The organism is Propionicimonas sp. T2.31MG-18 (genome assembly GCF_964266745.1).
Lineage (GTDB): Bacteria > Actinomycetota > Actinomycetes > Propionibacteriales > Propionibacteriaceae > Propionicimonas.
This window is the reverse complement of the sequence record NZ_CAXWGX010000026.1, coordinates 367,384-380,866: the sequence shown is the minus strand read 5'-3', so window position 1 is coordinate 380,866 and position 13,483 is coordinate 367,384. Positions and strand designations below refer to the sequence as shown.

Annotated in this window: 10 protein-coding genes and 1 pseudogene; 6 read left to right on the top strand and 5 right to left on the bottom strand. The window is 73.5% G+C overall.

The window, feature by feature from the left end; genetic code table 11:
* Positions 1–108: 108 nt before the first annotated feature.
* The 3 genes from ilvD to ACFQQJ_RS12315 are packed head-to-tail and all read left to right on the top strand — an operon-like array spanning position 109 to position 3,215.
* Positions 109–1,992 carry a dihydroxy-acid dehydratase gene (gene ilvD / locus ACFQQJ_RS12325; RefSeq protein WP_377106855.1) on the top strand — a complete coding sequence of 628 codons (1,884 nt, stop codon included), beginning with the start codon at positions 109–111 and terminating at the stop codon, positions 1,990–1,992.
* A gap of 37 nt (positions 1,993–2,029) precedes the next feature.
* A complete protein-coding gene (locus ACFQQJ_RS12320) occupies positions 2,030–2,641 on the top strand; it encodes an HAD family hydrolase (protein WP_377106853.1) in 612 nt (203 codons plus the stop codon).
* A gap of 31 nt (positions 2,642–2,672) precedes the next feature.
* The gene (locus tag ACFQQJ_RS12315; protein WP_377106852.1) at positions 2,673–3,215 is read left to right on the top strand and encodes a YcxB family protein; all 543 of its coding nucleotides are present in this window, start codon (positions 2,673–2,675) and stop codon (positions 3,213–3,215) included.
* A 42-nt stretch (positions 3,216–3,257) separates the two neighbouring features.
* Here ACFQQJ_RS12315 and ACFQQJ_RS12310 read toward each other — a convergent pair whose 3' ends face one another.
* The 3 genes from ACFQQJ_RS12310 to folP all read right to left on the bottom strand — a co-directional run bounded on the left by ACFQQJ_RS12310 (position 3,258) and on the right by folP (position 6,107).
* On the bottom strand, positions 3,258–4,436 hold the full coding sequence (locus ACFQQJ_RS12310; protein WP_377106851.1) for a PLP-dependent aminotransferase family protein: 1,179 nt from the start codon (positions 4,434–4,436) through the stop codon (positions 3,258–3,260).
* Between the two features lie 76 nt (positions 4,437–4,512).
* On the bottom strand, positions 4,513–5,145 hold the full coding sequence (pdxH, locus tag ACFQQJ_RS12305) for a pyridoxamine 5'-phosphate oxidase (protein ID WP_377106849.1): 633 nt from the start codon (positions 5,143–5,145) through the stop codon (positions 4,513–4,515).
* A 41-nt stretch (positions 5,146–5,186) separates the two neighbouring features.
* A complete protein-coding gene (folP, locus tag ACFQQJ_RS12300) occupies positions 5,187–6,107 on the bottom strand; it encodes a dihydropteroate synthase (RefSeq protein WP_377106848.1) in 921 nt (306 codons plus the stop codon).
* Between the two features lie 141 nt (positions 6,108–6,248).
* Here folP and ACFQQJ_RS12295 point away from each other — a divergent pair, with 141 nt between their 5' ends.
* Together ACFQQJ_RS12295 and ACFQQJ_RS12290 are read left to right on the top strand one after the other, a co-directional pair.
* The gene (locus ACFQQJ_RS12295; RefSeq protein WP_377106847.1) at positions 6,249–7,679 is read left to right on the top strand and encodes a DUF2252 domain-containing protein; all 1,431 of its coding nucleotides are present in this window, start codon (positions 6,249–6,251) and stop codon (positions 7,677–7,679) included.
* Positions 7,680–7,898: 219 nt separating this feature from the next.
* Positions 7,899–8,078: pseudogene (locus tag ACFQQJ_RS12290) on the top strand (DUF5684 domain-containing protein); the annotation flags it as partial.
* Positions 8,079–8,365: 287 nt separating this feature from the next.
* On the opposite strand, the gene ACFQQJ_RS12285 reads toward ACFQQJ_RS12290, so the two are convergent.
* The gene (locus tag ACFQQJ_RS12285; RefSeq protein WP_377106845.1) at positions 8,366–11,752 is read right to left on the bottom strand and encodes a pyruvate carboxylase; all 3,387 of its coding nucleotides are present in this window, start codon (positions 11,750–11,752) and stop codon (positions 8,366–8,368) included.
* A 71-nt stretch (positions 11,753–11,823) separates the two neighbouring features.
* Positions 11,824–12,651 (bottom strand): patatin-like phospholipase family protein, encoded by an 828-nt coding sequence (locus ACFQQJ_RS12280; RefSeq protein WP_377106844.1) that lies wholly within the window; start codon positions 12,649–12,651, stop codon positions 11,824–11,826.
* 121 nt (positions 12,652–12,772) lie between these two features.
* Here ACFQQJ_RS12280 and ACFQQJ_RS12275 point away from each other — a divergent pair, with 121 nt between their 5' ends.
* Positions 12,773–13,411: a hypothetical protein gene (locus tag ACFQQJ_RS12275; RefSeq protein ID WP_377106843.1), complete on the top strand. Its 639-nt coding sequence runs from the start codon at positions 12,773–12,775 to the stop codon at positions 13,409–13,411.
* The last annotated feature ends 72 nt before the right edge of the window (positions 13,412–13,483 follow it).

Sequence of the window (13,483 nt, the reverse complement as noted above, 5' to 3'; positions counted from 1 at the left end):
GGCCCCGGCTCCGCCCCTGACGCCCCGGGTCTCGGCCCCCGGCCGGAGCGTTCACCCGGAATATCCCGCGGACTACGCTGGTTGCGTTCCCTGAATCGAGGTAGGCCCATGCCCGCACTGCGTTCCCGCACCGTCACCCACGGCCGCAACATGGCCGGAGCCCGCGCCCTGTGGCGTGCCACCGGCCTGGTCGACTCCGACTTCGGCAAGCCGATCGTCGCGATCGCCAACTCGTTCACCCAGTTCGTCCCCGGGCACGTGCACCTGAAGGAGATGGGTGCGCTCGTCGCCGGGGCCGTCGCGGAGGCCGGCGGTGTGGGACGGGAGTTCAACACCATCGCCGTGGACGACGGCATCGCGATGGGCCACGCCGGCATGCTCTACTCGCTGCCGAGCCGTGAGCTGATCGCCGACTCTGTGGAGTACATGGTGAACGCGCACTGCGCGGACGCGCTGGTGTGCATCTCCAACTGCGACAAGATCACCCCCGGCATGCTGCTGGCCGCGCTGCGGCTGAACATCCCGACCGTTTTCGTCTCGGGTGGCGCGATGGAGGCAGGCAAGGCGCACATCGTGGACGGGGTGGCGACGACCCGCCTCGACCTGATCGACGCGATGTACAAGGCCGTCGACGACAGCGTCTCCGACGCCCAGCTGCTCGAGATCGAGCAGAACGCCTGCCCGACCTGCGGGTCGTGCTCGGGCATGTTCACCGCGAACTCGATGAACTGCCTGCTCGAGGTGATCGGGCTGGCCCTGCCGGGCAACGGCTCGACGCTGGCGACCTCCGCCGCCCGCAAGGACCTGTTCACCACCGCAGGGAAGCTCGTGGTGGAGCTGGCCAAGCGCTGGTACGACGAGGAGGACGCCTCGGTGCTGCCGAAGGCGATCGCCACCAAGCCCGCGTTCGAGAACGCGATGCGGGTCGACATCGCGATGGGCGGCTCCACCAACACCGTCCTCCACCTGCTGGCCGCTGCGCACGAGGCCGGCGTCGACTTCGACTCCGACGACATCGACGCGCTGTCGCGCACCACCCCGTGCCTGTGCAAGGTCGCGCCGAATACGACGTCGTACTACATGGAGGACGTCCACCGCGCCGGCGGCATCGTCGCGATCATGGGCGAGCTCGACCGTGGCGGCCTGTTCGACCGCGGCGTCCACGCCGTGCACTCCCCCGACGTGGCCACCTGGCTGGCGAACTGGGACATCCGCGGCGGCAGCCCGCTGCCCGAAGCCGTCGAGCTGTTCCACGCCGCCCCCGGCGGCGTGCGCACGACAGAGCCGTTCTCCTCGACCGTCCGCTGGGACACCCTCGACACCGACGCGGAGAACGGCTGCATCCGGTCGGTCGCGACCCCGTACACCGTCGAGGGCGGGCTGGCGATCCTCAAGGGCAACCTGGCCGAGGACGGCGCGATCGTGAAGACCGCGGGCGTGCCGGCCGACCAGTGGACGTTCCGGGGTACCGCGATCGTCACCGAGAGCCAGGAGGAGGCCGTCGAGGCGATCCTCGGCAAGCGGGTCAAGCCCGGCCACGTGGTGGTGGTTCGCTACGAGGGGCCCAAGGGCGGCCCGGGAATGCAGGAGATGCTGTACCCGACGTCCTACCTGAAGGGGCTGGGGCTGGGCCCGCAGTGCGCGCTGATCACCGACGGCCGCTTCTCCGGAGGGTCGTCCGGCCTGTCGATCGGCCACGTCTCGCCCGAGGCCGCTGCCGGGGGCACGATCGGCCTGGTCGAGGACGGCGACCTGATCGAGATCTCGATCCCCGACCGCTCGGTGACGCTGCTGGTGGACGACACCACGCTCGCCGAGCGACGGGCGCGGCGTGACGAGCTCGGCTGGAAGCCCGCCCACCGCGAGCGCCACGTGTCGCCGGCGCTGCGGGTCTACGCCGCGATGGCCCTCAGCGCGGACAAGGGCGCGGCCCGCTCGGTCGAACAGATCGAGAACCCGGCTCCGCGTCCCGCCCCGACCGCCGTCGGCTGAGGTGGACCGGGACGACGCCAGGACGCACGATCCCTCGGTGGGCGACCGCCCGAGGGTCCGTGCGCTGCTGATGGACGCCGACGGCGTCACCCAGTACCCCCACGCGGGCTGGCTGACGGAGATGGCTCGCCTCGGCGGGCCCCGGTTCGTCGCGGACGCCTTCCGCCACGAGAAGACCACCCTGACCGGGCAGGCCGACCTGCGCGAGCTCCTCACCGCCCTGCTCGAGCGTGACGGCCGGGACTGCACCGCAGACGACATCCTCCAGGTCTGGTACCGGGTGGAACTCGACGAGCGGATGCTCGACCTCGTCGACCGGGTCCGGGCGGCCGGGGTGACGACGGCGCTGGCGACCAACCAGCAGAGCTACCGGGGCGGCTTCATGCTCGCGAACCTGCCCTACGACGAGCACTTCGACCACCAGTTCCACTCCTTCCAGGTGGGCCTGGCCAAGCCGGACCCTGCGTTCTTCACCCACATCGTCGAGACACTCGGCATCGCACCGTCGGAGGCGGTCTTCGTCGACGACATGGCCGTCAACGTCCGCGGGGCCCGTCGCGCGGGCCTCCAGGCCGTCCACTTCGCCGGCACGGACACCTACGGCCACCTGCGCTCCCGGCTGCGCGCGCTCGGCGTCCCCGGGGTGTGAGCGCGCCCGGACGAGCGGGTAGCCTCTGCGCGTGGTCGAGTTCACCCTGACCGTGGACGACCTCGTCGCGTTCGCCGCCTGGCAGGCGAAGGCGTCCGGCGAGGAGGATCCGCGGCGTGCCCGGATGCGCCTGGTGGGCGCGTGGCTCGTCGGCGGTGCGGCGTACCTGGCCATGTTCGCGGTGGCGACCCTGCCGTTCCTGCTGTCCCGGCTGCTGGAGCTCGCCGGGGCGGCCGAGCTGGTCTCTGTCCTCGTCGGCGCCGCGGTGGGCTGGTGGGAGTGGCAGCGCGGACGGGCGGGCGAGTGGCTGCTGGCCCGCCGCTATCGCACGAAGGCCCGCGTGGCGCTGGAGCAGACCGGGACGACCCGCCGGCTCGAACTCGACGAGGACGGCCTCACGATCCTCGCCGGCCGGCGCAGCACCCACGTCCCCTGGTCACGCATCTCCCGGGTCGTGGAGACCGACGACCACGTGTTCGTCTACACCGGCCCGGACGCCGCGCACGTCATCCCGCGACGGGCGGGCGGAGCGGTCACCGACCTCGTCGCGACGTTGCGCTCCCGCCTGGCCTGAGCGTCGCCCCCGCTTCTTCCGCCGCCGGCCCTAGGCCCGGCGTCACCAGCCCAGCGCGCCCGCCAGCCGGTCCAGGCCGCGCTCGATCACGTCCGGGGCGTTCGTGACGTACGACAGCCGCATCGTCGAGCGGTCGGGCTCGGCGGCGAAGAACGGCCAGCCCGGCACGTAGGCGACACCCGCGTCGACCGCCGCCGGCAGCGTGACGGCGGTGTCGGCGCCACCACCCAGCCGGGCCCACAGGAACATGCCGCCCTCGGGCCTGGTCACCTCCGCGCCCGCGGGGAGCCGGGACGCCAGGCCGGAGGCCATCGCGTCCCTGCGCTCGCGGTAGACGTCCACGACGCGAGCGATGTGGGCATCGAGGTCGCAGGTGGCGAGGTAGCGGGCGACGGCCAGCTGGTCGGTGACCGCCGACTGGAGCCCGACGGCCTGCTTGGCGACCTCGACCGCGCGCAGGACGGGGCCCTCCGCCCGGAGCCACCCGATCCGCACCCCGGGGGCCATCACCTTCGAGGCCGAGTTGAGCAGGACCGTCTGGGCGCCCATGCCGGGCAGCGCGGCCAGCGGCGCGGCCGCCTCGCCCTCGAACCGCAGCTCGCCGTACGGGTCGTCCTCGAGCAGCGGGACGCCGGTGCGCAGCAGCACGTCGGCCACCTCCCGCCGGCGCGCGGCGGGCATCGAGCGGCCGGTCGGGTTCTGGAAGGTCGGGATCAGGTAGACGAACCGCGGACGGTGCGCGGCGATGGCCGCGTCCAGGGCGTCCGGCAGCATCCCGTGGTCGTCGGAGGCGACGGCCACCAGCCGCGCGCCGGCGAGGCTGAACGCCTGGACGGCCGCCAGGTAGGTGGGCTGCTCGACCAGCACGACATCGCCCGGGTCGAGCAGCGCCTGGCCGACGAGGAAGATACCCTCCTGCGAACCGCTGGTCACCTGCACCTGGTCGGGGGTGGTCGGCAGCTGCCGGGCCATCCGGGCGGCGACCTGCTCCAGCAGCTCGGGCTCACCCTGGGTGGACGCGTACTGCAGCGCGCGGCGACCCTGGGTGGACAGCACGTGGTCGAACGCCGCACGGAAGTCGTCGAGGGCGAACAGCGAGCCGTCCGGGATGCCGCCGGCGAACGAGATCACGTCCCCGCGGTTGACCACCGCGAGGATGTCGCGCACCGGTGACGTCGTGACGCCCGAGAACCGCTCGGCCAGCTGGAATCCCCTGCTCATGCCCGGATCGTGCCACGCCGCCGGCAGCGGCCGGCCGCGCCGTCCGGCCCTCGGTCCGGCCAGCCGCCGAACGTGCTCAGGGCGCGAGTCGCTCCTTCAGCCACGAACCGTCCGCGAGGCGGAAGCGGACGCGGTCGTGCAGGCGGCTGCGGCGTCCCTGCCAGAACTCCCAGGTGTCGGGCACCACCCGGAACCCGCCCCAGTGCTCCGGGCGCGGCGGGTTCAGCCCGTACCGCGCCGACGCCTTCGCCGCGTTGGACAGCAGCACGCCGCGACTCGCGATCACCTCGCTCTGCGGGGACGCCCACGCGCCGATCCGCGAGTCGAGCGGGCGGGTCACGAAGTAGGCGTCGGACTCCTCCGCGGTCGTCCGTTCGGCCACGCCCTCGACGCGCACCACCCGTTCCCGCTCCGGCCAGTGGAACTGCAGCGCGGCGTGCGGGTTGGCCGCGAGCTCGCGTCCCTTCCTGCTGCCGTAGTTGGTGAAGAACACCAGGCCGCGCTCGTCCGCGCCCTTGAGCAGCACGACGCGGGTGGACGGCCGACCGTCCTCGCCGACGGTCGCCAGCGTCATCGCGCTCGGCTCGGGCACGCCGGCGGCGACGGCGTCGGCGAGCCAGCGCTGGAAGAGCGCCAGCGGTGCGCCGCCGGCGTCCGCCTCGTCCAGGCTGCCGTGCTCGTAGCTCTTGCGCAGGTCCTTGAGGTCCACGCGGGCAGCCTATGCCGCCCGCGCCGGCCACCGCGCAGCGGTCAGGCTCGCGGTTCGCCGCGGACGGCGACCACCGGCGGGCGGTCCCCCCGGAGGGAGGCCACCATGTCGGCCACCTGGCGGGTGGCCGCGACGTCGTGTGCCCGGAACACGACCGTGCCCAGCCAGCCGGCGACGGCGGTCGCGGCGAGCGTGCCGAACAGCCGCTGGTCGACCGGCAGGTCGAGGGTCTCTCCGACGAAGTCCTTGCGGCTGAGCGCCTGCAGCACCGGGTAGCCCAACGCGGCGATCGCCCCCGTCGCAGCGAGCACCCGCAGCGAGTTGCGGGTGGTCTTGCCGAAGTCGAGGGTCGGATCCACCAGCACCCGCTCCGCCGGGACGCCGGCCGCGACCGCGCGGGCCGCGCCGTCGGCCAGCACGGCGAGCACGTCACGGACGACGTCGTCGGGGTCGGTGCCGTAACTGATGTCGACCGGATCGGTGCGCGGCGGGAGCCCGCCGGTGTGCGAGACGACATAGCCGGCGCCCAGCTCCGCGGCGACCGCCACGAGTTCGGGGTCCGCTCCCGCCCACGTGTCGTTGACCAGGTCGATGCCCGCGTCCGCGCAGGCCGTGGCGACCTCGGCCCGCCAGGTGTCCAGGCTGAGCAGCAGGGACGGGTGGCGCTCGCGGACCGCGAGCAGGAACGGGCGCACGCGCTCGATCTCCTGCGCCGGACCGACCTCCTCGCCCTCCTGCCCTGCCCGCACCCCGCCCACGTCGATCAGGTCGGCGCCCTCGGCCACCAGCCGGTCGACCGCGGCGAGGCCGGGGCCGAGGTCGGTGTAGCGCGCGGCGGCGTAGAAGGAATCGGGAGTCCGGTTGACGATGCCCATCACCGCCGGGTGCCCGGCGTCGAACCGGCGTCCGCGCAGCACCAGGGACGGGGTGGGGATCGGCGGGCTCGGCCAGGTTTCGCTCACGCCACCACTGTGCCGCACGCGGCAAGGCCGTCCCGGTGACGGGCCGTCTGTCGCGCGCATCCGACCCACGCCGTCCCGCGCCGCCGCGAGGGGCTGGCCGCGGAGCCCGCCGGAGGCCAAGATGGCCGAGCAGGAGGAACCATGTCCCACAGCGTGCTGCCCGCCACCACGGCCACCGGCTTCCGGTCCGTCCGCCAGGCCCCGCCCAGCAGGGAGGAGCGGTTCGCCCTCGGGCGGGCGCTGCGCGAGCAGGTGCCCTACCAGCGGCTCGGCGAGTGGGCCGAGAGCTCGGCGCGCTTCGACCCGATCGCCCTGATCGCGATGAGCCACGTGGGCCGCGTCCCCGACCTGGTCGGCATCCGGGTGGCCCGGATGGCCACCTCGCCGTACGGGTTCCTGCGCGGGTCGGCGGTCGTGATGGCCGCGGACGTGGCGTCCCTGCCGTCGACCGGCATCCACCCCGTGGTCTGCGGGGACGCGCACCTGGGCAACTTCGGCTTCTACCGGTCGCCCGAGGGCGCGCAGGTGATCGACCTCAACGACTTCGACGAGGCGCACCCCGGCGGCTGGGAGTGGGACCTGCGTCGGCTGGTGGCGAGCGTCTGGGTGGCCGGGCGCGAGAACGGCTACAGCGAGGACTCCTGCGGCGCGTCCGTGCGCTCGTGCGTGGTGGCGTACGCGGCCGAGGTGGCCGGCCTGGCCACGCAACCGCTGCTCGCCCGCTCCTACAACCGGCTGGACGTCTCGAGCCTCCACTCCTCGGTGGCCGACGCCACCCTCCGGGCGGAGATCAAGCGTGCGGCCCGGACCGCGCGGAAGCGCACCAGCGACCGGGTGCTGCCCAAGCTGACCGGGGAGGTGGACGGTCACCGCCGGATCATCCCCGAGCCCCCGATCACGACCTCGGTGGACGAGGCGGAGGCGGCGGCGATCGCGGCCGGCCTGGACGACTACCTGGCCACCCTCGCGCCCCACTGGCGACGGGTCGTCGCCGGCTACACCGTGGAGGACGTCGCGCACCGCGTGGTCGGCGTCGGGTCGGTCGGGCTGCGTGCCTACGTGGTGCTGCTGGTCGGGTCGACGCCGGACGACGTGCTCTTCCTCCAGCTGAAGGAGGCCCGCCGCTCGGTGCTGGCCCGTTTCGTCCACGGCGACGACGCGTGGCACGCCCATCAGGGCCAGCGGGTGGTGGAGTACCAGCAGGCGCTGCAGACCGTGAGCGATCCGCTGCTGGGCTGGACGACGATCGAGGGGCGCGAGTACTACGTCCGCCAGTTCCGGAACATGAAGGGCACCGTGCCGCTCAACGCCATCCGGGAGGAGGCGCTGACCGACTACGCCGGCATCGTCGGCCACCTGCTCGCGAAGGGCCACGCCCGGACGTCCGGCGCCTCGATGATCGCCGGCTACCTCGGGGACGGTGCTGCCGCGGGAGACGCGCTCGCGACCTTCGCCCGCCGCTACGCCGACCAGACCGAGGCCGACCACGCCGCCCTGCTCGCCGCCGCCCGGTCCGGCAAGCTCCCGATGTCGGACGACGCCCACATGGGCTCCGCCTTCCGTCCCGGCTGATCGAGAGCGGCCACACGCCACCCGCACCCCCGCCCCCCTCAACCCGCCGCCCCCTCAACCCGCGTTTGCTGCCGAGTGCAACTCTCGCTACCGGAATTCCGGTAGCGAGAGTTGCGCTCGGGGGCGGGAGCAACGGGTGGGACGGCGCGTCCCACCCGGACCCGACTCCACGCCGCGCTCGCGGGCCTGCCCGCCGCCATCACCAGCTTCATCCTCGCGGTGCTGACGGTCGTCGCCCTCTGGAAGATCCTCACCAAGGCCGGCGAACCCGGCTGGGCGTCGATCGTCCCGTTCCACGACACCTCTGTCCTGTTCCGGATCGCCGGGCTCAACCGGTGGCTGTTCCTGCTGCTGCTGATCCCCGTGGTCAACCTCGTGATCGCGATCGTCGTGGCCATCAAAGCTGGGCGCGGCCTTCGGCAAGGGCGGCGGGTGGTCGTTCTTCCTGCTGGTGATCTTCTCCGTGATCGGCCTCCTGATCCTCGGGTTCGGCAGCGCGACCTACTGCAAGCCCGCCACGGCCTGACCCCCGTCCCGCCCCCAGACCGCCGTTTGCCCCCGACTGCAACTCCCGCTACCGGAATTCCGGTAGCGGGAGTTGCAGTCGGGGGCGCGGGCGACGGGTGGGACGGGTGGGACGCCGCGGGGGCGCGGACCCGCGCGCGGGCCCGTATGGGCCCCCCGCGTCAGCCGATCTCGACCAGGAGGTCGCCGCCCTCCACGGCCTGGGCGTGGCCGATCGCGACACGCCGGACGACGCCCGACACCGGGGTGGTGATCGAGGCCTCCATCTTCATCGCCTCGATCGTGGCCACCTGCTGCCCGGCCGACACCTCGTCTCCGACGTCCACCGTGAGCGTCACCACGCCGGCGAACGGTGCGGGCACCTGGCCGGGAACCGACGGGTTCGCCCGCTCGGCCACCGCGACGGTCGAGGTCACCGACTCGTCGCGGACGGTGACCACCCGCATCTGGCCGTTCACCGTGCACATCACCTGGCGCATGCCGCGGTCGTCCGGGTCGCCGATCGCCGAGATGCCCAGCAGCAGCGACTTGCCGCGCTCGAGCTCGACCTCGACCTCCTCGCCCTGGCGAAGGCCGTGCAGGAACTCCACGGTCGGCACCACCGACAGCTCCGAGTACGCCTCGACGGCCTCCTCGTAGTCGCGCAGCGGGCCAGGGAAGAGCAGCCGGTTCAGCGTCCGGCGGGGGGTGGACGCCAGCTCGGCCGCGTCCTCGTCCGACAACTCGGTCACCACCGGCTTCGTCGCCCTCCCGGCGAGCGCCTTCGTGCGGAACGGCTCCGGCCACCCCCCGGGCGGGTCGCCGAGGTCGCCGTTGAGGAAGCCGATCACCGAGTCGGGGATGTCGTACTTCTCCGGGTGCGCCTCGAAGTCGGCCGGGTCGGCCTTGCGTCCGACCAGCGCCAGGGCCAGGTCGCCGACGACCTTCGAGGACGGCGTGACCTTCACGATGTTGCCGAGGATCCGGTTCGCGGCGGCGTACATGTCCTCGATCGCCTCGAACCGGTCACCCAGGCCGAGAGCCATGGCCTGCTGGCGCAGGTTCGAGAGCTGGCCGCCCGGGATCTCGTGGACGTAGACCCGCCCGGTTGGGCCGGGCAGGCCGGACTCGAACGGCCCGTACAGCTTGCGGACCGCCTCGAAGTAGGGCTCCAGCGCGGTGACCGCGCGCAGGTTCAGCCCCGTGTCCCGCTCGGTGTCCTCCAGTGCGGCCACCAGGGCGGACATCGACACCTGGGACGTCGTCCCGGCCATGGACGCCGCCGCGACGTCCACCGCGTCCACCCCGGCGTCGACAGCGGCGAGGAGCGTGCCGAGCTGGCCGCCCGCGGTGTCGTGGGTGTGCAGGTGCACCGGCAGGTCGAAGTTCGACCGCAGCGCGGTCACCAGCTTCGCCGCGGCCGGCGCCCGGAGGAGGCCCGCCATGTCCTTGATCGCGAGCACGTGCGCCCCCGCCTCGACCAGCTGTTCGGCGAGCCGCAGGTAGTAGTCGAGGGTGTAGAGCGTCTCGCCCGGCGAGGTCATGTTGCCCGTGTAGCACAGCGCCGCCTCCGCGACGGCGTGGTCGGTCTCGAGCACGGCCTCGATCGCCGGACGGATCTGGTCGACGTTGTTCAGCGCGTCGAAGATGCGGAACACGTCCAGCCCGGACGCCGCCGCCTCGTGCACGAACGCCTTCGTCACCGCGAGCGGGTACGGCGTGTAGCCCACCGTGTTGCGGCCGCGGAGCAGCATCTGCAGCGGCAGGTTGGGCATGGCCTTGTGCAGCGCGTCGAGACGGTCCCACGGGTCCTCCTTGAGGAACCGCAGCGCGACGTCGTAGGTGGCCCCGCCCCACGCCTCGACGCTGAGCAGTTGCGGCAGCGTCCGGGCGATCACCGGGGCGACGTGCAGCAGGTCGCGGGTGCGCACCCGCGTGGCCAGCAGCGACTGGTGGGCGTCGCGGAAGGTGGTGTCGGTGACCGCCACCGGCACCTGGGCGCGGAGGTCGGCCGCCCACTGGGCGGGCCCCACCTCGAGCAGGTGCTGGCGCGAGCCGGACGGCGGCGGCGCGGCGGCGAGGTCCTTCCCCAGGACGGGGAGCTTCACCTGCGGGCGCAGGCGCGTCCGCGCCTCGCCGTGCGGGCGGTTCACGCTCACCTCCGCCAGGTAGGTCAGCAGCTTCGTGCCGCGGTCGGCGGGGATGTGGTAGTGCAGCAGGTGGGGGCGCTCGTCGATGAAGGACGTGGACGTGTTGCCGGCGAGGAAGTCGGGATCGGAGATGACGGCCTCGAGGAACGGGATGTTCGTCGACACCCCCCGCACCCGGAACTCGGTCAGTGCCCGGTAGGCCCTGCGGGCCGCGCTGCGCAGGTCGCTGCCCCGACAGGTGACCTTCACCAGCATCGAGTCGAAGTGCGCGCTCACCGCGGAGCCGGCGAACACGACGCCACCGTCCAGCCGGACGCCGGCGCCGCCGGGGGTGCGATAGACCGAGATCGTCCCGGTGTCGGGACGGAAGCCGTTCGCCGGGTCCTCGGTGGTCACGCGGCACTGGAGGGCCACGCCGCGCACCTGGATCGCGTCCTGGGTGAGGCCCATGCCGACGAGGGTCTCGCCGGCCGCGATCCGGATCTGCGAGCTGACCAGGTCGACGTTCGTCACCTCCTCGGTGACGGTGTGCTCCACCTGGATCCGCGGGTTCATCTCGATGAAGACGTAGCTGCCGTCCTCGCCGAGCAGGAACTCGACGGTGCCGGCGTTGACGTAGCCGATGTGCCGGGCGAAGCGGACGGCGTCGGAGCAGATCCGGCGGCGCAGACCCGGGTCGAGGTTCGGCGCCGGCGCGATCTCGACGACCTTCTGGTGGCGCCGCTGCACCGAGCAGTCCCGCTCGAACAGGTGGATCACCTCGCCCGTGCCGTCGGCCAGCACCTGCACCTCGATGTGCCGGGGGCGGATCACCGCCTGCTCCAGGTACATCCGGGAGTCGCCGAAGGCCGACTCGGCTTCGCGCATGGCCTCGGCCAGCGCTGCCGGCAGCAGCTCGGGGTCGTCGACCCGGCGCATGCCGCGTCCGCCACCGCCGCTGACCGCCTTCACGAACAGCGGGAAGCCGATCTCCCCGGCCGCGGCGACGAGGGTGTCGACGTCCTTGCTCGGCTCCGACCCGCGCAGGGTCGGCAGCCCCGACTCGCGGGCGGCCTGGATGGCGCGCGCCTTGTTGCCGGTGAGTTCGAGGACGCCCTGGCTGGGGCCGATGAACGTGATGCGCGCTGCGGCGCAGGCCTGGGCGAGGTCGGGGTTCTCCGAAAGGAAGCCGTACCCGGGGTAGATCGCGTCCGCGCCCGCGTGGCGCGCGGCCTCGATGATGCCGGCCACGTCCAGGTAGGCGCGGACGGGGTGCCCGTGCTCGCCGATCTCGTAGGACTCGTCGGCCTTCAGGCGGTACTCGGCGTGCCGATCCTCGTAGGGGAACACCGCCACGGTGGCCACCCCGAGTTCTGTGGCGGCGCGGAACGCGCGGACGGCGATCTCACCCCGGTTCGCGACCAGGATCTTGCGGAACATCGAGCCTCCCTGTCGTGCATGGGCGTTCTGGAACTCTATTCGCTGGCGGCACGGCGCGGGCAGCCCGGGTCTCAGTCGCCGCGCGACCAGCGCCGGGGGACGTCCCGGGCGCGTCGCAGCCCGAGCGCACGGCCCGCCTCCAGCGCCTCCCGTCCCCGGGACGTGTCGAGGACGTCGAGGCCGATCGCCCGCCGTCCGGCCGCGTCGGGTTCGAGCAGCAGCACCTGCGTGCCGGACGCTGCCAGCGCCGCGGCCTGGTTCGCCGGGCGCCGGTGCGCCCGCACCGAGGGCGCCAGCGGGGCGAGGGCGACGGCCGCGTCCGCCCCGTCGGCGAGGTCGAGGTTCGCCGGCGAGCGCAGGCCGCCGTCGAACAGCAGCCGTCCGGCGACGGTGACCGCGGGGAAGACCCCCGGCACCGCGCAGCTCGCCGCGACCGCGCGGGCGAGGTCGACCGGCGCACGCCCGGTGAGGTAGGCGGGACGACCGGTGGCCGCGTCGGTGGCGACGACGACGAGCCCGGCGGGCCAGGGGCGTCCGGCCAGGGCGGAGAAGCGGCCGACCCAGTCCCGCTCCGCCCGGGCCGTCCACGCGCGCCGCGCGCGCTCGCCCAGCCAGGCCAGCGCATGCCGGCGGCTGGGGAACACCTGGGCGCCGGCGAGGGCGAGCGGGGCGAGCCCGAGCCGCCCGGCGCGTCCCGTCCCGAGCACGTCCAGCGGCGGGAGGTCGCCGGTCGCGGTCAGCCACGCGGCCACGACGGCGCCGGCGGAGGTGCCGACCACCAGCCCGGCGTCGAGCTCCACGCCGGCGTCCCGCAGCCCGGCCAGCACCCCGGCCTGCCACGCGATGCCGGTGGCGCCGCCGCTGCCCAGCACGAGCGCCCGCTGTCCTCCCTCGCCCACCCCACGATTCTGCCCCGGCCCGGCCGGGTGCGCCGCCGCGGCGCGTCGGGGCCGATCGGTGGCCGCCGGGCCGCCCGGCGCGGCACACTGTCGGCAGGCCCCCTCGGAAGTGAGGTTCCCGATGCGACGCGGTGCCCTCGTGTGGCTGTCGCTGCTGCTCCTGGCCGGGTGCACCCCGGCGCCGGCGTGGTCGCCCGGCCCGATCGTCGTGGAGTCGGCCACCCCGACGGGCGCGACCCCGACCACCAGCGCGTCGGAGAGCGGGACGCCGAGCGCGACGCCGTCGTCGACCGCGCCGACCGTGCCGTCGGTGTCGGGTGCGATCAACGCCAACGCCTACGAGAGCGCCCACTTCGCCAGCCCCACCGGCCGCATCTGGTGCGCGATCTACGCCGACAACGCCCTGTGCCACTTCCCCTTCGGCATGGACATGTCGAAGGTGCCACCGTCGGAGGAGGTGTGCCCCGGTGCCGACCTCGACGTGACCGGCGTCTCGGTGATCTCCAAGGCCGACTACTTCTGCAGCGGCGGCGCAGAGGCCCTGCCGCAGACCAACGGGATGTACGTCGGCTGGTGGAAGGGCAAGGGCCTGCCGTCGGTCACCTACGACGGCCAGAAGATGGCCGTGCTGCCCTACGGCCGCGCGCTGCGCAAGGGCAACTACGTCTGCGCCAGCGAGAAGGTCGGCGTCACCTGCGCCAACACCAAGACCGGCAACGGGTTCCGGGTCGCCCTGGCGGGGGTCACCTTCATCTCCTGACCCGTCCGCGGACCTCGGCGCATGGGCGCCGCCGCAGGCGTGGACGGACGCCCTCGCCGCGGCCCATCGCGT